The 21,533-nt window shown below is 37.1% G+C and carries 12 protein-coding genes; 11 read left to right on the top strand and 1 reads right to left on the bottom strand.

From position 1 onward, the window contains the following. The first annotated feature begins 133 nt into the window (after positions 1–133). The 11 genes from J2X31_RS02595 to J2X31_RS02545 all read left to right on the top strand — a co-directional run bounded on the left by J2X31_RS02595 (position 134) and on the right by J2X31_RS02545 (position 18,538). Positions 134–877: a DUF2971 domain-containing protein gene (locus J2X31_RS02595; protein ID WP_310024162.1), complete on the top strand. Its 744-nt coding sequence runs from the start codon at positions 134–136 to the stop codon at positions 875–877. A gap of 149 nt (positions 878–1,026) precedes the next feature. Continuing rightward, on the top strand, positions 1,027–1,548 hold the full coding sequence (locus J2X31_RS02590; protein WP_310024159.1) for a hypothetical protein: 522 nt from the start codon (positions 1,027–1,029) through the stop codon (positions 1,546–1,548). Positions 1,549–1,909: 361 nt separating this feature from the next. After that, on the top strand, positions 1,910–4,201 hold the full coding sequence (locus tag J2X31_RS02585; RefSeq protein WP_310024157.1) for an NADP-dependent malic enzyme: 2,292 nt from the start codon (positions 1,910–1,912) through the stop codon (positions 4,199–4,201). Between the two features lie 83 nt (positions 4,202–4,284). After that, on the top strand, positions 4,285–4,866 hold the full coding sequence (gene ruvA, locus J2X31_RS02580) for a Holliday junction branch migration protein RuvA (protein ID WP_310024156.1): 582 nt from the start codon (positions 4,285–4,287) through the stop codon (positions 4,864–4,866). Positions 4,867–4,905: 39 nt separating this feature from the next. Further along, positions 4,906–12,249, top strand: coding sequence for a T9SS outer membrane translocon Sov/SprA (gene sov, locus J2X31_RS02575; RefSeq protein WP_310024206.1), 7,344 nt, complete (start codon positions 4,906–4,908; stop codon positions 12,247–12,249). Between the two features lie 147 nt (positions 12,250–12,396). Further along, positions 12,397–12,777 carry a glycine cleavage system protein GcvH gene (gcvH, locus tag J2X31_RS02570; protein ID WP_310024155.1) on the top strand — a complete coding sequence of 127 codons (381 nt, stop codon included), beginning with the start codon at positions 12,397–12,399 and terminating at the stop codon, positions 12,775–12,777. After that, entirely contained in the window at positions 12,731–13,153 is a 423-nt protein-coding gene (locus tag J2X31_RS02565) for a VanZ family protein (protein ID WP_310024153.1), read from the top strand. Before gcvH ends, J2X31_RS02565 begins: the two co-directional genes overlap by 47 nt. Before the next feature lie 46 nt (positions 13,154–13,199). After that, on the top strand, positions 13,200–13,943 hold the full coding sequence (deoC, locus tag J2X31_RS02560; RefSeq protein ID WP_310024152.1) for a deoxyribose-phosphate aldolase: 744 nt from the start codon (positions 13,200–13,202) through the stop codon (positions 13,941–13,943). A gap of 18 nt (positions 13,944–13,961) precedes the next feature. After that, positions 13,962–16,052 carry a gliding motility outer membrane protein RemB gene (gene remB, locus J2X31_RS02555; protein ID WP_310024151.1) on the top strand — a complete coding sequence of 697 codons (2,091 nt, stop codon included), beginning with the start codon at positions 13,962–13,964 and terminating at the stop codon, positions 16,050–16,052. Positions 16,053–16,172: 120 nt separating this feature from the next. Continuing rightward, complete coding sequence (gene nfi / locus J2X31_RS02550) at positions 16,173–16,883, top strand: deoxyribonuclease V (protein ID WP_310024150.1); 711 nt, start codon at positions 16,173–16,175, stop codon at positions 16,881–16,883. Positions 16,884–16,966: 83 nt separating this feature from the next. Beyond that, entirely contained in the window at positions 16,967–18,538 is a 1,572-nt protein-coding gene (locus J2X31_RS02545) for a hypothetical protein (RefSeq protein ID WP_310024148.1), read from the top strand. Positions 18,539–18,600: 62 nt separating this feature from the next. Here the strand turns inward: J2X31_RS02545 and J2X31_RS02540 are convergent, their stop codons facing one another. Continuing rightward, a complete protein-coding gene (locus tag J2X31_RS02540) occupies positions 18,601–21,498 on the bottom strand; it encodes an alpha-amylase family glycosyl hydrolase (RefSeq protein ID WP_310024147.1) in 2,898 nt (965 codons plus the stop codon). Between the last annotated feature and the right edge of the window lie 35 nt (positions 21,499–21,533).

Genomic DNA, 21,533 nt, shown 5'->3' with positions numbered 1-21,533 from the left:
TTTGCCAAGTCTCCTAACTTTGCATTCAAAATACAAATCATTTTTTATATTTGATAAAAAAGAAGATGCAGGGTTATAGGATAAAAACCTCGCTGCAGTACCAGAATGTTAGGCGATATTATAAAAAAAAACTATGTTTGAAGAAATTAAGAAAGCTGGAAAACCATATGTTTTTAGATACAGAAATGACAATGATTTTACATTAGACGAAATAAAAGGCTCATATATTTATTTTCAAAAACGTGAATTATTGAACGACCCATTCGATTCAACACCAGATTTAGTTGATTTGAAAAATATCAATGTTGAGAAACTTTACACAGCATTTGAAAAATTAGTTGGAAAAGAAAAAGTAGAATTTATTGCAAAAAAAATAAGTAATAAATGGATAGAAGAAAATGTCCGAGATTCAATTCCTAAATTTATAAACAAACAAGGAATAGCTTGTTTTTCAATGCTTCCTGGTATAAATATGCCATTATTAGCAAATTATGCTAATAATCACAAAGGATTATATCTTCAGTATAATATAGATTTTGATTCAGATTTTTTTAAGGGAATAAGACTTATGAATTATCAAAAAGAACTAAAAAAAATCTCAATTGAACTTCTTGATAATGAAGAAGACATTTTTGAAATATTTTATCTAAAACAAGAGAACTGGTCTTATGAACAAGAATTGAGATTAGTTAGAGAAGAGTTTGGGAAATACCATGTAAATAGAAAAGCATTGAGGAATATTATATGTGGATATAATTGTTCTGAAGATTATATTGATAAAGTGCTAAAAGCTAATGAATTGAACAAACATGTTAATGTTTGGAAAATGGAAAAACCTACAGAACAAAACAGATTGAAATTAGATTTGATAAAATAATATCCCTCAGCTCTGCGAAGTCGGGAGACTTCGCATGCAAGTAGAAGTATAGAGAATGATTTTAAAAAATATAGAGAGTACGAGTCGGGAGACTTCGCAGCTAGTCATAAACAAGTTACCTACAAGCTAAAAAAAACTAACAGTCGAAAATGAAAAATAAGACAATAATTCTGACTTTAACGCTTTTGACGTTGTTCTTTACGAATTGCAAATCGCTAAAATCTTTACAAAACGAGAAAGAAAAATATACTATTATACACGAATCAAGAGGGGATATAAATTTCGATGGAATTTCAGATGTAGCAATTGTTTCATCTAAAAGTGATAGTGAAAAAGGACAAATAATTGTCTTTATAATTGACTCGAAAGAAAATGTGTCCAAAAAAATCGTGAACGATAATCTTACGGACACGTTTATTGAAATGTACAATCAGTTTCCAGAAATAGAAATTAAAAATGGTGAATTGACAATTTCCTATTACGGTGGAATGTGCCATCGAGAAAGTCGAAATATTATATTTAAATTTAATAAAGAGTTAAACGACTTATTTTTTGAAACATTCAATACCTCTGAACATAATGTTTGCAATGATTCAGAACCAAAAGGAAATGAAATTACAAATGCTGCATTAAGAAAAATAAAGTTTACAGAATTTAAAGACAATTTTTAAATAAAAAAACCCGCCCCAGCTGGTTCGAGCGGAAATAACTTCAAAGGCTAGCGTGATGCCTCTGGCTCGTGCCCATAAATGAGGTTAAGCAAAACTGGATATGCAAGTAAAAATTACAGTTTAAGTTAAGCTGCATTCTTACAAATGCTGTTTTGATTGTTAAATTCTTCGATTGTTTTTGTAATTCAATGCACCGTGCCTTCTTTTTTGTTGTACCAGATTCCTATGTGCTCAAAGATTTCTAGTTCTATTTTTTTGTTATGCGTTTACTTGCAACAATTAACAATAATAATAACCCAAAAGTTTCCTTTTTACATCCAGACTTCTACCTTTGTAAGTCGGAATAAAAAAACGATTCTAAATGAACAAGTACAGCAAAAGAAGAGAAGCTTTATTATACCACGCCAAACCCACTCCGGGGAAAATTCAGGTAATTCCAACCAAAAAATATGCCACCCAAAGGGATTTGTCCTTGGCCTATTCGCCAGGTGTTGCAGAGCCTTGCCTGGAAATTGCAAAAGACGTCAACAATGTTTATAAATATACCGCCAAAGGAAACCTTGTAGCCGTCATCACCAACGGAACCGCCGTTTTAGGTCTGGGTGACATTGGTCCCGAAGCCTCAAAACCCGTAATGGAAGGAAAGGCGTTGTTGTTCAAGATTTTCGCCGATATTGATGTTTTTGATATCGAAATCGGTACAAAAGACATCGATGCTTTTATCGAAACCGTAAAAAATATAGCCCCAACTTTTGGAGGCATCAATCTGGAAGACATCAAGGCACCTGAATCTTTTGAAATAGAAAGACGCTTGGTGGAAGAATTGAACATTCCAGTAATGCACGACGACCAGCATGGAACTGCCATCATTTCTTCGGCAGCCTTATTGAATGCCTTGGAATTGGCCGACAAGAAAATTGAAGATGTGAAAGTCGTGGTTTCAGGAGCAGGTTCGGCCGCCTTGGCTTGTGCTAATTTGTATGTTTTGCTGGGTGTTAATCCTCAAAACATCATCATGTTTGATAAAGACGGCGTACTTTCATCAGAACGCACAGACTTGTCAGACCTGCAAAAAAGATATGCATCTGGAATTCCAAATATCGACTTGAAGCACGCCTTGAAAGGAGCCGATGTTTTCCTCGGACTTTCTGCTGGAAATATCCTTACACCCGATATGCTTTTGGTGATGGCCAACGACCCAATTGTTTTTGCAATGGCCAATCCAATCCCGGAAATCGATTATGATTTGGCGATTGCCACACGCCACGATATCATTATGGCAACAGGAAGATCCGACCATCCTAACCAAGTGAACAATGTTCTTGGATTTCCTTATATTTTTAGAGGAGCTTTGGACGTTCGTGCTACAAAAATCAACGAAGCTATGAAAATGGCTGCCGTTAGAGCCTTGGCTTCCCTGGCAAAAGAATCTGTTCCAGAACAAGTGAACATTGCCTATGGCGAAACCAAACTGAATTTTGGCCGCGAATATATCATTCCAAAACCATTCGATCCAAGGTTGATTTCGGTTGTAGCTCCAGCGGTTGCAAGAGCGGCGATGGAATCAGGCGTTGCAACACATCCTATTTTGGATTGGGATAAATATGAAGAAGAACTTTTAGAGCGTCTGGGTTCGGATAATAAAATGGTGAGGCTGCTGACCAACAGGGCCAAAACCGACCCCAAGCGAATTGTTTTTGCAGAGGCAGATCATCTGGATGTGTTGAAAGCCGCCCAGATTGTAATGGAAGAGGGAATCGGACATCCAATCCTGTTAGGCAACAAAGAAGTTATCCTTGAACTAAAAGAAGAACTTGGCTTTGAGACCGAAGTGCCCATCTTTGATCCAAAAACTACCGAAGAGGATGAAAGAAGGTTGCGATTTGCAGATATTTTCTGGAAGTCAAGACAAAGAAGAGGAATTTCTTTATTGGATGCCCAAAAATGGATGCGTGAGCGAAATTATTTTGCAGCCATGATGGTGAACGAAGGTGAAGCCGATGCTTTGGTTACAGGTTATTCGAGAAGTTATCCATCGGTTATAAAACCAATGATGCAATTGATAGACAAGGCTCCCGGAATTTCATTATTTGCAACAGCCAATATGATGATGACCAATCGTGGACCGATGTTCCTTTCGGATACGGCCATAAATCCTGATCCTTCGGCAGATGATTTGGCAAAAATTGCTTTGATGACGGCCAAAACCGTAAAAATGTTCGGTATGCAGCCTGTGATGGCGATGGTTTCCTATTCGAATTTTGGCTCTTCGTCCAACAAAAGTGCTTCTAAAGTTAGAGATGCTGTGGCCTATTTGCACAAATATTATCCAGATCTGATCGTTGATGGCGAAATTCAAACTGATTTTGCCTTGAATCCAGAAATGCTTCAAAAGAAATTTCCATTTTCCAAATTGGCAGGAAAAAAGGTAAATACCTTGATTTTTCCAAATCTAGAAGCGGCAAACATCAATTATAAAATGCTGAAAGAATTGTATAAGGTTGATTCAATCGGACCCATTATTATGGGCATGGATAAGCCTGTACATATCTTTCAACTGGGTGCCAGTGTTGAGGAAATGGTGAATATGGCGGCTGTTGCCGTTGTTGATGCACAGGAAAAAGAAAAGAAAAATAAGATGCAAGCAGAATAGTTTGCATTTTATTTTCCATTGATACTCAATTACATTCATTACAATAAAAGATTTTTGCTACATTTGGCAATTACTTAACACTGATGATTGCACATATACAAGGTAAATTAGTAGAAAAAACACCAACCGAAGTCGTAATAGACTGTTCAGGTGTGGGTTATCATATTAATATCTCTTTACATACTTATTCACTTCTTCCTTCAACAGATCACATCAAGCTCTTTACCTATCTTCAAATAAAGGAAGATTCCCATACCTTGTTTGGTTTTGTAGAAAAATCAGAAAGAGAAATCTTCAAATTGCTACTTTCTGTTTCTGGAATTGGAGCCAGTATAGCTAGGACTATGCTTTCCTCGCTCGATCCTAAACAAATTATTCAAGCAATTGCCTCGGGTGATGTTGCTACAATCCAATCTATAAAAGGGATTGGAGCCAAAACTGCACAGCGATCGATACTTGATCTAAAGGACAAGGTGTTAAAGTTGTATGATTTGGATGAAGTTTCTATCACTCAAAACAATACAAATCGAGATGAAGCGTTATCTGCTTTGGAGGTTTTGGGTTTCATAAGGAAATCAGCCGAAAAGGTGGTGGAGAAAATTGTGAAAGAGAGTCCGGATGCTTCCGTGGAAACCATTATAAAACAAGCATTAAAAAATTTATAGTATTTGAAAACATTATATTTTAAGGGGACTGAATCAGTAATGAAGATAGGTATTTTTCTACTTGTTTTCTTTTCTGCATTCGACATACAAGCACAAGTTGACGAGGAAGATGAAGACCAAGTAAGGGATACTATTGGTTATAATACAGGAAAGGTAGTGATTCAGAATCCGCCCAGTGTGGTTTCGGCTTATACTTATGATCCCGTTTCAGATCGCTACATCTACAATAGCAAAGTAGGCGAGTACAACATTAATTATCCGGCAATCCTTACTCCAAAAGAGTATGAAGATTTGGTGATGCGTGAGTCGATGAAAAAATATTTCAAAGAGAAAGCTGATGCCATCGACGGGAAAAAGGCTGGAGCCGATGAGAATAAAAAAGATTTATTGCCACGTTATTATGTGAATTCAAGTTTCTTTGAAACCATTTTCGGGAGTAATACAATTGATGTAAAGCCTACAGGATCGGTAGAAATGGATCTCGGTGTTCGATATACCAAACAGGACAATCCTTCTTTTTCTCCAAGAAACAGAGCCGTTACCACTTTTGACTTCGATCAAAGGATCAGCTTGAGTTTGATGGGGAAGGTAGGGACAAGATTGAACGTAAATGCCAATTACGACACAGAATCTACCTTTGCATTCCAAAACTTGATCAAGCTGGAATATACACCAACAGAAGATGAAATCCTTCAGAAAATCGAGGTAGGTAATGTTAGCTTGCCTTTAAACAGTTCCTTGATTCGTGGTGCCCAGAGTTTATTTGGTGTGAAAGCCCAATTTCAATTCGGAAAAACGACCATTACTGGAATTTTCTCCGAACAAAAATCACAAACAAAATCCGTAACGGCTCAAGGCGGCGGAACGCTCCAAGAATTTGATATTTTCTCATTAGATTATGACGCGGATAGACACTTTTTCCTTTCACAGTATTTTAGAAATAAATATGATTCTTCCTTAAAGAATTATCCTTTAATCAACAGCCGTGTCCAGATTACAAGGGTTGAAGTTTGGGTAACCAATAGGCAGAACAGAGTAAGCACCACCGATAATAATTCAAGGAACATCCTTGCTTTACAGGATTTGGGAGAAGCACAGCTACAGGGATTTGACGATGTTCAAATTGTAAATATTGGACCAACAATTCCATCTGGATTCTTTACTGCGGCACCAGATTCGCCATCAGATAATAAAAACAACAGATTCAATCCGGCTCTTATAGCTACGGGAGGAGGAATTCTAAACCCCTCTATTAGAGAAATTGTGACTACTGGAAGCAATTCTTTCAATGCACCAGGGGCTACAATTACAGAAGGATACGATTATGCAAAGTTGGAAAATGCCAGAAAATTATCTCCAAATGAATACACTTTTCACCCTCAATTAGGATATATATCGTTGCAACAACGATTGGCAAATGATGAAGTGTTGGCCGTTGCCTATCAATATACAATTGGAGATTTGGTGTATCAGGTAGGAGAATTTGGTAATGGCGGTGTAGAATCTACAACCGTTACAAATGGTGCTCAACCACAAAACCAGCCAGAGCCCGAAAATCAAGTTATATCTACACAAAGTTTGGTGTTGAAGATGCTTAAAAGTAGTATCACAACTGTAGAAAGAGACATTGCCGGACAAAAGGTGACCAGACCCATTTGGAACCTGATGATGAAAAACATCTACCAGATTGCTCCAGGAGGACAATTGGAACAGGAAGATTTTAGATTCAATATTTTGTACAGCGATCCTTCACCATTGAACTATATCACGAAGGCAAATGATCTAAATCCACTTCCAGAAGGCGTTGAACAAACTCCCTTGTTAAAGGTTTTCAATGTGGATCGATTGAATTTTACAAACGATCCCGAAGAAAACGGAAGAGGAGATGGTTTCTTCGATTTTGTGCCAGGTTTGACCGTTGATGCACAAAATGGTAGAATTATATTCACAACTGTTGAGCCATTTGGAAGGCATTTGTTCGAAAAGCTGGCATCCAATAATCCAATTGAAGATTACGACGATCCATTGACGTATAATGCCAATCAGGCTAAATATGTCTTTAGGACACTCTACAGCAATTCCCAAGCAAGGGCTTTGCAGGACAGTGATAAGAATAAATTCGAACTTAAAGGAAGATACAAATCCACTGGTGGCGACGGAATATCAATTGGAGCTTTCAATGTGCCACAAGGATCTGTTACGGTAACTGCCGGAGGAAGACGCTTGGTTGAAGGTATTGATTATTCTGTAAACTACCAAAGAGGAACGGTGCAGATTTTGGATCCATCCCTTCAAGCCGCCAGCACACCAATTGAAATCACACTTGAAAATAATTCAGTTTTCGGACAACAAACCAGAAGATTTTTTGGGGTGAATGTTGAGCATAGATTCTCCGATAAATTCCTTTTGGGAGCTACTTTCTTGAGGATGTCTGAAAGGCCTTTTACGCAAAAATCAAGTTTCGGACAGGAATCAGTAAACAACACAATTTTTGGAGTAAACGGAAACTATTCTACGGAGGTGTCATTCCTTACTAGAATGGTAAACAAATTGCCTAATATCGATACGGACGTGCCTTCTGTTTTATCCTTGAGAGGTGAAGTTGCTTTCTTAAAGCCAGATTCTCCAAAAGGAGATCGTTTTCAAGGAGAGTCAACCATCTATGTAGATGATTTTGAAGGATCACAGACAACAATTGATATGCGATCTGCATTCTCTTGGAGTTTGGCTTCGGTACCCGTTAAGCAAACCACTTCGCCTATCAGTTCAAACCCAAATTTTAACGAAAGTGCGACTGATTTGAGTTATGGTTTTAAGAGAGCAAAATTAGCATGGTACACAGTTGATCCTATTTTCTACTCAAGCCAAAGACCTGGTGGGATTACAGATTCCGATTTGTCCACAAATAAAACAAGAAGGGTCTATATAGATGAATTGTTTCCTGTTACCGATATTGCAGACGGACAGCAAACCGTTATCAATACATTGGATTTGTCATATTATCCAAAAGAAAGGGGGCCTTATAATTACAGCAATACGGCCGTTGGAAATACACTGCCAAATCCACAGGAAAATTTCGGTGGTATTATGCGTTCCATAAGTTCAACCAACTTCGAGCAAGGAAATGTAGAATATCTTCAATTCTGGCTTATGGATCCCTATGCAAATGATGAAACTTCGCCAACAAATACAGGAAAACTCTTTTTCAATCTTGGAGAAATTTCCGAAGATGTGTTGAAAGATGGAAGAAAACAATATGAAAACGGATTGCCAGAAGCAGGTTCGGCCCAAAACACAGTGAGTTCAATCTGGGGTAGAGTTCCAGCTTCCCAATCCCTGATCTATGCCTTTGACACTAACACAGCAAACAGGGCTTCCCAGGATGTTGGTTTGGATGGTATAGATGATGCACAAGAAGCCCAACTCGAAGGAGCTTCTAATTTTGCAGGTCTTTCGGATCCTGCAGCGGATAATTACCAGTTTTATCTTGATGCTGGTGGAAACTTGTTGGAGCGTTATAAAAACTACAACGGATTGGAACGAAATTCACCTGTTGATGTTACCGACAATAACAGAGGAAACTCTACCCTGCCAGATGTGGAGGACATCAACAGAGACAATACAATGAACACCATCAATGCCTATTACCAGTATAGTATTGATTTGTTCCAAGGTATGGAGGTTGGTCAAAACTATGTTACAGATATTAGAGATACCAGAGGAAGAGTTCCTGGCGGAGCATCACAAACCACCATCCCGGCACGATGGATACAGTTCAAAATTCCAATTGATGGTCCGTTGAAAGAAAACATAGGAGGATTGGAAGATTTTAAATCCATACGTTTTATGAGAATGTTCCTTACAGGATTTTCTGATGATATTACGCTTCGTTTCGGAACATTAGATTTGGTGAGAGGTGAGTGGAGAAGATATACCAATACGCTACTTCCATCAGACGTTCCTCAACCAACAGAAGACAACACGGCTTTCGATGTTTTGGCAGTGAATATTCAGGAAAATGGCGATAGACTGCCAATAAATTATGTTACACCTCCTGGAGTAGTTAGGGAACAATTGTACAATAACAATACGGTAATCAATCAGAACGAGCAATCGTTGTCATTAAGGGTTGCCGGTGAAGGTTTGAGAGTTGATGATTCTAGAGCTGTGTTTAAAAATGTGAGTGTAGACATGCGTCAGTTCAAGAACTTAAAAATGTTTATGCATGCCGAAGCATTGGAGGAAAACACTTCAGAATCACTAAATGATAATGAAATTTCAGGATTTCTGCGTTTTGGTAATGACTTTACACAAAATTATTATCAGGTAGAAAAATCATTAATGGTGACCCGTTTCACAGATGCAAATACAGATGAAAAGGTTTGGCCAGCAGAAAACGAACTTGATCTTCAGATGAGTTTGCTGACGGCTTTAAAAATTAAGGCGATGAGTGCTCCTCAAGAAGAATTTAATGTGGACGGCGTTTACAGTAAATTCGACTATGAGCTCGATCCAAATATTGCTCCCGAAGACAGCAGAATTAAATTGAGTATCAAAGGAAATCCTAATTTCGGGTTGGTAAGAACGTTGATGATTGGTGTAAAAAACAATACAGGAACACTACCCTTAAATCTAACCAAGAAAGCCGTCAAAGGAGAAGTATGGTTCAACGAGCTCCGATTGGCAGGAATGGACAATAAAGGGGGTATGGCCGCTGTACTGAGTGTGGATTCTAATATTGCCGATTTTGCAACAATTTCTGCCACAGGAAGAATGGGTACAATAGGTTTTGGAGCATTAGAAGACGGTCCTAATGAGAGAAGCCGTGAAGACATGCACCAGTATAATATTGTCACTAATTTGAGTTTGGGAAAATTATTGCCAAAAAAATGGGGCATCACGCTTCCTTTCAATTATTCGGTAGGTGAGGAAACCATAACTCCGGAATATGATCCGTTTAATCAAGATATCAAATTAGACCAATTGTTGGATATAACTACTGATGCTGCAAGCAGAGAAAACATCAAAAACAGAGCTATAGAATATACAAAAACCAAAAGCATTAACTTCATTGGAGTTAGGAAGGAGAGAGGTCCGGAACAAAAACCCCATATTTATGATCCAGAAAATCTGACGCTTTCCTATTCCTTTAATGAAATAGAAAAACACGACTACGAAATCGAGCAATTTACGGATCAACAACTCCGTACTGCTGTTGATTACACCTATACTTTCCAGCCAAAAGCTGTTGAGCCTTTCAAACAGTCACAGTTTATGAAGAAAAGCTCCTATTGGAAATTATTGAGTGATTTTAATTTTAACTATTTGCCAACGAATATTAATTTCAGCACAAGCATTCTCAGACAATACAACCGTCAGCAGTTTAGAGATGTGGACAATCTGGGTCTTGGACTTGATCCTCTTTACAGAAGGAATTATTTGTTCAATTACCAGTATGGTTTCAATTATAATCTAACCAAAGCATTAAAAATAAATTATACGGCTGCAACCAGCAATATCGTGAGAAACTATTTTGATGAAAGCGGAGAATCAATCGATACTTTCAGTATTTGGGAAGATTATTGGAACATTGGAGAGGCCAATCAGCACAACCAGCAAATTACTGTGAACTATGATTTGCCGATCAATAAGATTCCATTTTTAAGTTTTGTAAAATCTACTTATACCTATACAGGAGATTTCAATTGGCAGAGAGCTTCCATTGCATTTTCACAATATGAAGAGGAAAATCCTGATGGAACGTTCTCTAACTACAATCTTGGAAACACGATTCAAAACAATGGATCACATCGTTTGAATACGGCTTTCAATATGGATTTATTCTACAAATACATTGGCTTGGTGAAAAGTGGTGCTAAAAAGCAACCAGCAAGACCAGCCAATCAGGCTCCGCCAAAACCTGGAGAGAGAGTCAATAATGCAAGGGCAAAAACCCAAACCGAAGGAAATGTTTTCCTAGATGGCTTGATAGGTATTGCGACAAGTGTGAAGAATGTTCAGATCAACTATGTTGAAACAGGCGGAACGGTATTGCCAGGATATACGCCAGGAATAGGGTTCTTCGGAACTGCAAGGCCAACTTTGGGATTTGTCTTTGGTGACCAATCGGACGTAAGGTATGAAGCGGCAAGAAATGGCTGGCTTACAGATTATCAGGATTTCAATCAGAACTTTACACAGGTGACGTCCAGAACGTTAGACATGACTGCCAATGTGGATTTGTTTCCAGATTTTAAGATAGATTTGGTTGCCAACAGAAGTTTTCTTGATAATTTTTCAGAGCAATATGATGTTTCGGGAGACGGAACCTATAATCCTAGATCACCTTATAATTTTGGAAACTTCTCCATCTCCACCATTATGATTGGAACTGCTTTCGGAAAAAGCGATGAGAATGTTTCCGCCGCTTTCGATCAGTTTAGGGAAAACAGACTTATCATTGCCAACCGTTTGGCCGAAAGTGCCTATGGTGGAGCAGATTTTCCAAGATATGGAGGTAATGCAAACCCGATTCCAAATGATCCAAATGATCCGAATTATCAAAAAGTGGTTTCCAACCTTGGATATCCTGTGGGCTTTGGAAAAAACAATCAAGCCGTTTTGTTGCCAGCTTTCATGGCGGCCTATACAGGAAAAGATGCTTCGGGAATTTCCTTGGGTGCTTTTAGGAATATTCCAATACCAAACTGGACGGTCAACTATACTGGGTTGATGCGTTACAAATTCTTTAAGGACAGGTTCAAGCGTTTTTCTGTACGTCATGCCTACAGAGCTTCCTATACGGTAAACTCGTTCCGTTCCAATTTAGATTATGGCAAAATCGATACCTTCCTGGATGCTGGAGGAAATTATCCTAATAAAGTGATCATTTCAAACATCAACTTGGTAGAACAGTTCAATCCATTGATAAAATTTGATATGGAGATGAAAAACTCTGTAAAAGTAGTAGCCGAGTTGAAAAAAGATAGGGCTCTATCGATGAGTTTTGACAATAATTTATTGACAGAAGTTCAAGGAACAGAATATATAGTTGGTTTGGGCTACCGTATTAAAGATGTGATTTTTAATTCTGCTTTGGCCGATAATCCAACGGGAGTGATTAAAAGTGATGTCAATTTGAGGGCCGATTTTTCATTGAGAAACAGCCAGACCATTGTTCGATATTTGGATTATGACAACAATCAATTGGCTGGAGGACAAAACCTGTGGTCGGTGAAATTCATAGCAGATTATTCGTTTAGTAAAAACCTAACCGCTATTTTCTCTTATGATCATTCGTTCTCGAAAGCCGTAATTTCCACCGCTTTCCCGATTACAAACATCAGATCTTGGATTACATTGCGATACAATTTCGGTAATTAATAGAACTAATTAAAGAAGACTATCGAGTTGTAATTTCACATTTAATTCCTAATTTTTAATTTTTAATTGAAACTTAGTCTTCAAAACATTTTAAAAATAAAATAGGAAGCTATACATTTGCTTTTTCAAACAAAAAACAATAATACAATGAATATTCCAGCGAATTTAAAATACACGAAAGACCACGAATGGGTTAGCTTAGATGGCGATGTAGCAACTGTAGGAATTACAGAATTTGCTCAAAAAGAATTAGGCGACATCGTTTATGTAGAAGTAGAAACTCTTGATCAAACTCTTGAAAAAGATGAGGTTTTTGGAACGGTTGAAGCTGTTAAAACAGTATCAGACTTGTTCTTGCCTCTTGCTGGAGAAATTATCGAATTCAATGATTCATTGGAAAGTGATCCTGAAAAAGTAAACAAAGATCCTTATGGAGATGGCTGGATGATTAAAGTTAAAGTTTCCAATGTAGATGATTTCAATGAATTACTATCAAGTGAAGCTTATAAAGAACTTATCGGAGCATAAAAAAATAACACTATGGCTGGCTATTATCTGGACAGCCATAGTTACTTATTTTTGTCTCGCCAGTTTTAATGAACTACCACAAATTAGTGTTGATAATTTTGATAAGTTAGGCCATATTACCTTTCATTTCGGAATAACTTTCCTGTGGTTCTTGGCATTTAGATTTAAATTTTTGAATGAAAATAAAAAAGCGTTGATAAAGGCCTTTTTATTTTCATTTTTTTATGGAATAACAATTGAAATTTGTCAAGATCAATTTACAGCAACAAGAACTGGAGATGTTATGGATGTCGTTGCCAATATATCAGGAAGTTTTTTGGCAATAATCTTTATAATCCTATGTATAAAATACAGCAGAAATACAGCAGAAAATTAAACTAGAATAATGGTTGCATTCTTCAATATTTTTATATTTTTATAAGATGAATATCAAACAATATCTAGATTCTACTTATTTAAAAACGGCTGAACAGGCAGGGCTTGACGACAGTGAAAATAGAAAAACAGCACAACAATTTATCCAGGAAGCCATCGATGAGCAATTTAAATTGATCATGATTCGTCCAGAAATGGTAACATTGGCCAAGGAAATGATTGTGAAGGCAAAATCAAAAGTAAATGTCGGAACCGTTATAGATTTCCCAGAAGGAAATTCTCCCTTGGAAGAAAAACTCAAGGAAGCCAATCAAGCCATTTTGGATGGAGCCGATGACTTGGATTTTGTTTGCAATTATGAGGCATTCAAAGAAGGTGAGATTGCCTTGGTGAAGGAAGAAATCGTAGAATGCACAAGGTTGGGGTTAGAACATCATAAGATTGTAAAATGGATTATCGAAGTCGCCGCTTTAGATCATCAACAAATCGTTCAGCTTTCGGCTTTGATAAAGAATGTTGTAATGTCTAATTTCAAGGAAGATTTTTATAGCAATGTCTTTGTAAAATCATCGACAGGTTTCTACAAAACAGAAAACAATCTTCCTAATGGAGCTACAGTTCCAACAATTATCATGATGCTTGAAAATGCTTGTCCTTTGCCAATAAAGGCAGCCGGAGGCGTCAGGACGTATGAAGAGGCTGTCGAAATGATAAAATTGGGTGTTAAAAGAATCGGAACTTCATCTGCGAAAGCAATTGCAAACGGCGAAGTTTCAAATAGTGGTTATTAATTTCAGAAGTATAGTAGCATGAAGAAAAGCTTAATGATATTGTTTTTTCTAAATACGGTTTTTATGTTTTCGCAAAGCCGAAGTTCAGAAAAATTTCCAGTTTTCCCTAGCTGTGAAAATTTAGACAACAAGGAATTGGAGAATTGTTTCTATTCACAATTGGAGGATTTTGTTTTCAATAATTTCCAAGTTCCGGATAATTTAAAGCAGAACAATTACAAAGGCACGGTTCGCCTTCTTTTTGAAGTGGATACGACAGGAACTTTCAAGGTGCAATATGTAGATGCCATTTATCCGGAATTGGTAAAGGAAAGCAAACGTGTTTTCGGGATGCTTCCAAAAATAAAACCGCCAACCTTTAATGGAAATCCAACCTATTCCAGATATACGTTTAAGATTGCAATTCCGCTTAAAAGTCAAAACGATACCATCGTAAAGGATGAAGCTACGATAATCAAAGAAAACAGAAATAAGGAATTGATAGAATTTGATAGCATCGTTTATAAAAAATTCGACAATCCGGTTCTTACAAGTCATTTGAATATTCCATTATCGCATAGTTTTTATGCCCAGTTTGACGACGAAATCAATCAAGTTGGAAGTAACAACCACACTGCTTCAAAGCCATTGATGTATTCTGAAGTTTCAAAATATTACGATTTGAAGGCCGAAAACCAAAAGCTCATGAAGAAGAAAGACGGCTGGTGGGGAAGGAAGCTTTGGAACGAACATTTTTTTCAAGTTCAAGGTGAAGAATATTGGATCACGATGAATCCAATTTTCGATCTTCGTCTAGGTAAAAGCAGTCCGAGTGATGTTAGTTACACCTACATAAATACAAGAGGTATTCAAGTTCAGGCCGGTTTGGGCGACAACCTAGTTTTAACTTCTACAATCTACGAAAGCCAAGGTCGTTTTGCTGACTATTACAACCAATACACAGAATCTATTCCTCCAGCTGGTGGAAATCCTGGGATCATTCCTGGAATTGGAATAGCAAAAAGATTCAAGGAAAACTCGTATGACTTTCCTTCTGCTGATGCCAATTTGACTTATACGCCAAGCAAGGCCATCAATTTGCAATTGGGTTACGGCAGGAATTTCATTGGAGATGGATACCGATCTTTGTTGATGGGAGATGGAGCGAGTCCGTATCCGTATTTTAAAATCAACACCACATTCTGGAAAATAAAATACACCAATACTTATACTTGGCTCAAAGATGTTAGGGCAGATGTTACCGAGGAAAGAACCTATGCCACAAAATACATGGCCAACCATTATTTGAGTTGGAATGTTAGCAAAAGGCTGAATATTGGTATGTTTGAATCTGTTATATGGTCGAATTCCAACGATCGTGGATTTGATATGAATTTTGTAAATCCAATTATTTTTTACAGGACGGTTGAGTTTACCTCGTCCTCACGTAGCGGAAATGCTGTTTTGGGTTTGACAGCAAAATACAAATGGAACAACCAAATCAATTTTTACGGGCAATTTATCTTGGATGAATTTTCACTTGGAGACATAAAAGAGCAAGATAAAAGCTGGAAGAACAAATATGGATATCAAATTGGCGTGAAGTATTTTAATGCTCTTAACATCAAGAATTTGTTATTTCAGGTGGAGTACAATCATGTTCGTCCTTATGTTTATTCTCATAGTGAACCTATAACCAATTATGGGCATAATAATCAAAGTATGGGACATCAGTGGGGTGGAAATTTCAAGGAACTAGTAGCAATTGCACGTTATCATAAAGGAAGGTATTTTGCCGATGCGAAATTGACATTTGGTGTTAGAGGTTTGGATTTTGATACTGCCGAAGACGGATTGAATTATGGCTCTAATATCTATAAAGATTATGATCTGGAAAGACCATTTGATACAGGTGTTGTAATCGGCCAAGGAAATAAAGCCAATATCATGATTGCCGATTTGCAAGCGGGATATTTGATTAATCCAGCAACAAATTTAAAGCTTTTTGGAAGTTTGATTTACAGAAGTTTTACTCCAGAAACGGATACGGCAAAGGTTTTCAAGCAAGATACAACTTGGTTTACAATCGGTTTAAGAGCTGATATCTTCAATTGGTATTTTGATTATTAATAGCTCATTATTTAAAACAAATGAAAGCTGTGAACGAGAGTTTACAGCTTTTTTATTTAAGATAAATTAAACAAAGGAATACAATTTTTGTTCTTATATTTATAAGAATAAAACCCCAAAATGTTTACTTACGACCATTCTACAATAACCGAAGCTACTCGTCTCCAGCTGGAAATGCGGGAACAAATTGTATTGAAACCACTTGCTAAGACAATAAAAACCATTGCTGGAGCCGATATTTCCTTCAATAAATACAGCTCAACAGTTTATGCAGGAATTGTAGTTTTGAGTTATCCAGAAATGACAGTTCAATCCTATTCACTTATCTCTGCCGAAACTACCTTTCCCTATGTTTCCGGTTATTTGGCTTTCCGAGAAGTTCCTTCCTTGATGCTAGCTTGGCAACAATTACCTCAAAAACCTGACATCCTTGTTCTGGACGGACAAGGAATTACACATCCTAGAAGAATGGGAATTGCTTCTCACTTTGGTGTCTTGAACAATCTACCCACAATTGGTTGTGCAAAGAGTATGTTGTATGGGAAATTTGATGAACTTGGTTTAGAAGCTTTTTCCAGTGAGCCTATTTTCAATAAAGGAGAGGTATTAGGATATGCACTTCGTACAAAAAACAAGGTTCAACCGGTTTATATTTCTCCAGGAAACTTAATCACTGTCGAAGAAAGCCTTGAAGTCATGAAAAACTGTATGGGAAAATACCGAATTCCAGAACCAACACGATTGGCTCATGAAAAAGTAAATCTCTTTCGAACAGGAAAATTAACAGCAGGATTTCATATTGAAAATAATATACCGCTGACTTTATTTTAAAAAAAGGCTGACAAAATTTTATGATAATATAAACAACAACTAAAATTTAAGTCCCTACATTTATATAGCTATGAACTGACTATATGAAAAATAAACCACTCTATCTCAAAATAATAATTGTCGCATCCTGTCTTTTGGTCTTGGCTTTATTGGTCAATTTGGGACTAAATATTTGGATAAACACCAAGCTTCCTGAAATCATTTCGGAGAAAAATGAAACGCCCTATCACATCACTTACGATCAATTGGATGTTTCGTTGCTTTCAAGGGATATCAAGGCTTCTGGTATTGTAATTGTTCCGAAAGCTTCAATGAATGACACTATCAACAAGGCCGGAATTTATTCTAAAATCGAATCAATTGAGATAACCGATTTTAGTATTTGGAACGTTCTTTTCAGCGATAAAATCAAGGCACATTCCATTGCCGTCAATCGTCCAGAAGTGGTACTTTACAAGAAAAATAGGAAGGCGGTAAACAACTCCAAAAACATTAGAAATGAAGTCGTAGAGCCTTTTCAAAAGCTAATTGCAGTTTCAAATGTGAATTTGAATAAAGGCGATTTCAAGATTATTTATGTAAATGATAATACGCCAGTTTTAAGTGTCAAAAATGTTACCGTTCAGTTGGATGGTATTTTGATTACGGAAGAAACTTTAGAACAGAAGATCCCTTTTTCCTATAAAAGTTATGCCTTTGATTGCGACAGCCTTTTCTTCCTCACAAACCAGCAATATTACATAAGAGCCAATAATGTGAAAACTACAAACAGTGGTTTGGAATTGAAAAACTTCTCGATGGTTTCGGAATTCAACAGGAAACAATTTGTAAATCAGCTGGCAAAGGAAAAAGATTTGTTTACGCTTAAAGCGGAGGACATCAACATCAAAAATATGGATTGGGGTTTCAAGGACGACCAGTTTTTTTTCTACACAACGAATATTGTCTTGGATAAAGTGTATGCCAATATCTACCGAAGCAAGATTCCCGAAGACGATTTGAGCAAGAAGAAACTCTATAATAAATTGCTTCGTGATGTTCCTTTCCCTTTGAAAATTGATACTTTATCAGTAAGAAATTCCCTGTTGGAATACGAAGAGGAAAAAACCTTTGAAAAAGGAGCAGGGTTGCTTACGTTTAATAAATTCAACTTGACGGCTACAAACTTGCAAAGTGGTTTCCTGCAAAAAAAAATGCCCGATGTGAAGATAAAGGTCGACTGCAGGTTTATGAATACTTCGCCCATGAAAGTCGATTGGAGTTTTAATGTAATGGATAAATCGGATGGTTTCAACATCAAGGGAAGCATTTTGAATTTCGATACGGATCAGATTTCGGTGTTTTCAAAACCCTATATCAATGCTACAACCAAAGGTATTTTAGACAAGGTTTATTTTAATTTTTATGGAAATGATGTAAATGCAAAAGGCGATTTTGCTTTAGAATATCACGATTTCAAGGTGAAGTTATACAAGAAGAAGAAACCAGAAAAGGAGAGCAAAATCAAAAGTGCAATCGGGAATCTGTTCATTAAAAATGATTCCAACGGAGAACTCAAGGAAACCGAAGTCGAGCTTAAAAGAATCCAGGAAAAATCGTTCTATAATTTTTTATGGCGATGTATAGCCGAAGGATTAGTGAAGATTTTGCTATAAAAAAAATGCCTTTCCAAATCAATCGGAAAGGCATTTTCGGAACCACATAACTAATCAAACCTTTATTTTTTAACCCACTTTATTGAAGTGTGATTGTCGTTTTCGTCGGTTACTTTTACCAAGTAGATTCCTTGGTTCAAGTTGTCAATAGAATAAGAATGATTGCTCTCAAAGCCTCCTTTAAATTCTTTAACCAATTGTCCGGTTACTGAATAAATTGCTACTTCTTTCGTCATTACATTAATCTGGAAAGCATTGCTCGAAGGATTTGGATATAATGTTGCTTTTGTTACGTTAAATTCATCTTTATCCAATAGTGCTTGTTTGTTTCCGTAGATTCGGAAACCATCGACTTCAATATTTACAGTCATATTTGTATTTGTTACCACAATCGGAGTTCCATCCATCAAATCATACCAAGTTCCAGTGTAAGGAAAGCCAGCTGTAGTATTGGAAGCACTGTTTGTAGCATTGGTTAATACAAAAACATAGCTCAAATCAGGTGTAGATGTTGTACTTGTCCAAATATCCAATCTAGGTTTTCCTGTTGTAGCAAAATTCCAAGCATGTTGTCCGTTTTCAAAAACATTTTCATTGATTCTGAAATTGATCATCTTTGCCCAATCGTCATAGACTTTTTTTCTAGCAACATCTCCAAGCCAGTTTTCTGTCCATTGAGGTTGAGGTTTTGAGTCTAATTTGCAATCTCCAGCAGGGTTTCCGGTTCCGGTCCCCGGAGGGTTTACGGTCCCGTTGTTACAAGTAAAAATAGAATCATCATACCCTAAGGCACCAAAATGATAAATCATCTTAGGTCCCGGAACCAATAAGTGAAGAGCTCCCAGAGCTGATAATCTTTTCAACGCTTTTGGAAGATTGTTTTGAGTTTGTCCGGCCTCTGTTAGGGCTTTATACATTACCCTTTCTTCATCATGACTTTCGGCATAACCAATAAAACGTTCTGTGGCATCTGCCACACCTGAAAGGTTTGCGCTGTTTCCTTTTAAGAAATTGGCATAAGGATCTGTCATTTTTCGCCATTGCATAATTCCTTTTGAAATACCATCAGCTTCACCTGTTTTTCTATAATTTGCCCATTCAACTTCTTCGTTGTATGAACCTCCATTCCCTAAATGCTCAAAAATCACATAAAATTCAGGGTCAATAGCCCATTGCATATCTGCATACCATTTTAGTTTTGCAACACGGTCTGCTTGATAATTATTGGTGCAATTGTCTTGATTTGCACCACTTCCTGTGAAAGGGCAATTCTGAGTGAAACCTTTGGTTAAATCCCATCTGAAACCATCAATCTTAAAATCATTCATCCAATGTTCAATTGTTCTTTGAACATAAGTGTTTGTAAGATTGTTAGGCTCGTTAAAATGATTCAAATCGGTTCCAACATTATAAGAATGCCTTGCAGCTTGGTTGCAATATGGATTTTCGGCAGATACTCTGGGGTTGTCGTTTGCCCATCCGTCTCCATTAGAATCCAACATCCACATTCTTTCCAAAGGTGAACGTCCATAAACGTGGTTTAGAGCAATATCCAAAATTACTGCAATACCATTTTGATGGCATAAATCGATAAATTCTTTTAGCTTTGCTTCACTTCCATATCTTTTGTCAAGTGCCATGTGAAAAGCTGTGTTGTAACCCCAACTTTCATTTCCTTCAAATTCCATTACAGGCATTAATTGGATAGCATTTATCTTCAGATTTTTAAAATAATCAATTCTGTCTATTAGATTCTGATAGGTTCTGTTGGCATCAAAATCCCTCACTAAAACTTCATAAATCACCAAATCTTTTTTGCTAGGTTTCACAAAATTAGTAGTAGCATCGCTCCAAGTGTAAGCATGATGTGCATTTGGACCAGTTTGTAAAACGGTAACTTCTCTTTCTTGACCTTCAGGATATTGAGGTAAATTTGGATATACGCCTAAAGTTTGAATTTCAGGGTCGTCAAAAGGACTTAATACAAGAGTAGAAAAAGGATCCGCTGTTTTTACTAAAGCTGGAGAATTAGCAGGTAAACTAGTTTGATCTCCTACCCAATATTGATAGGAATAAGATGTTCCTGGAATCAAGTTGGTAACTTCTAACCAGAATTTACCCGATGTAGGGTCTTTTTTCATGGCATAGTTTCCATCAGGTTGCCAGTTATTGAAGCTGCCAGCTACATAAACAAAATCTTTAAATGGAGCATTTAAAACCAGTGTGGCTTTTGTCTCATCTGTTAGGTTATAATTAATCCCATCTACCATGCCAGCGGGAAGCGCTTGACTGATAGTTCCGGGATTTACAATGACAGAGAATTTCTTGGAAATAGTTGACGTTCCAACTACCGCATCTAAAACATAGTTTTGATTGCTTGTTATTGCAGAATGTATATAAGAGTAGGTTGATGTACTAGGATTTGTATTAATTGTTACTCCATTTGATTTCAATGTATAACTAGCGTTGCCACCTGTGTTTGTAGCTGATACCGTAATATTACTGCCAGAAGACAAAATAGTAGTACTGTTTTGTACTGGAGCTGTTAATGTCAATTGAAATGCTCCAACATTAATAAAGGTATCTGCCGTTTGTGGGCTACCACCTGCAGCCCTCAAAACCACACAAATTTGTGTAATAGTGCTTGTTGTTGGTACTCCAAAATAGGTGTAAAGATTTGGTGTCAAATCTAATTTGTAGTTTGTTCCTGATTCTAAAACTAGGGCTGGCTGTGTGGAATTGTTTCCCCAGCTACCTACAACATTTTGCCATTGAACACCATCAACAGTGAGCCCAATATGTGCATAGATGGTTCCGGTATAACTCGCCAAAGGAGTTCCTGTTTTGTTGAATTTTAGCGTAACCAAGCCATTCGCCTCGGGAATAGTAGGAACTGTAGTAATTTGAGCAAAACCCAAAGAAGTACAAAGGAAAAGCAATAGTGGTATAATTTTTTTCATCGCATTTATTTAAAAAAAGGCCGCCTTAAAAAAGA

The organism is Flavobacterium arsenatis (assembly GCF_031456785.1).
Lineage (GTDB): Bacteria > Bacteroidota > Bacteroidia > Flavobacteriales > Flavobacteriaceae > Flavobacterium > Flavobacterium arsenatis.
The sequence above is the reverse complement of the archived record's forward strand: the minus strand, read 5'-3'. Positions and strand labels throughout refer to the sequence as shown.

Bases quoted from the DNA above. Each gene is read 5' to 3' on its own strand.
- remB (WP_310024151.1), top strand. From the start codon at position 13,962: ATGAAGAAAAGCTTAATGATATTGTTTTTTCTAAATACGGTTTTTATG.
- nfi (WP_310024150.1), top strand. From the start codon at position 16,173: ATGTTTACTTACGACCATTCTACAATAACCGAAGCTACTCGTCTCCAG.
- J2X31_RS02590 (WP_310024159.1), top strand. From the start codon at position 1,027: ATGAAAAATAAGACAATAATTCTGACTTTAACGCTTTTGACGTTGTTC.
- J2X31_RS02585 (WP_310024157.1), top strand. From the start codon at position 1,910: ATGAACAAGTACAGCAAAAGAAGAGAAGCTTTATTATACCACGCCAAA.
- J2X31_RS02545 (WP_310024148.1), top strand. From the start codon at position 16,967: ATGAAAAATAAACCACTCTATCTCAAAATAATAATTGTCGCATCCTGT.
- J2X31_RS02565 (WP_310024153.1), top strand. From the start codon at position 12,731: ATGAATTACTATCAAGTGAAGCTTATAAAGAACTTATCGGAGCATAAA.
- J2X31_RS02595 (WP_310024162.1), top strand. From the start codon at position 134: ATGTTTGAAGAAATTAAGAAAGCTGGAAAACCATATGTTTTTAGATAC.
- sov (WP_310024206.1), top strand. From the start codon at position 4,906: ATGAAGATAGGTATTTTTCTACTTGTTTTCTTTTCTGCATTCGACATA.
- ruvA (WP_310024156.1), top strand. From the start codon at position 4,285: ATGATTGCACATATACAAGGTAAATTAGTAGAAAAAACACCAACCGAA.
- deoC (WP_310024152.1), top strand. From the start codon at position 13,200: ATGAATATCAAACAATATCTAGATTCTACTTATTTAAAAACGGCTGAA.
- gcvH (WP_310024155.1), top strand. From the start codon at position 12,397: ATGAATATTCCAGCGAATTTAAAATACACGAAAGACCACGAATGGGTT.
- J2X31_RS02540 (WP_310024147.1), bottom strand. From the start codon at position 21,498: ATGAAAAAAATTATACCACTATTGCTTTTCCTTTGTACTTCTTTGGGT.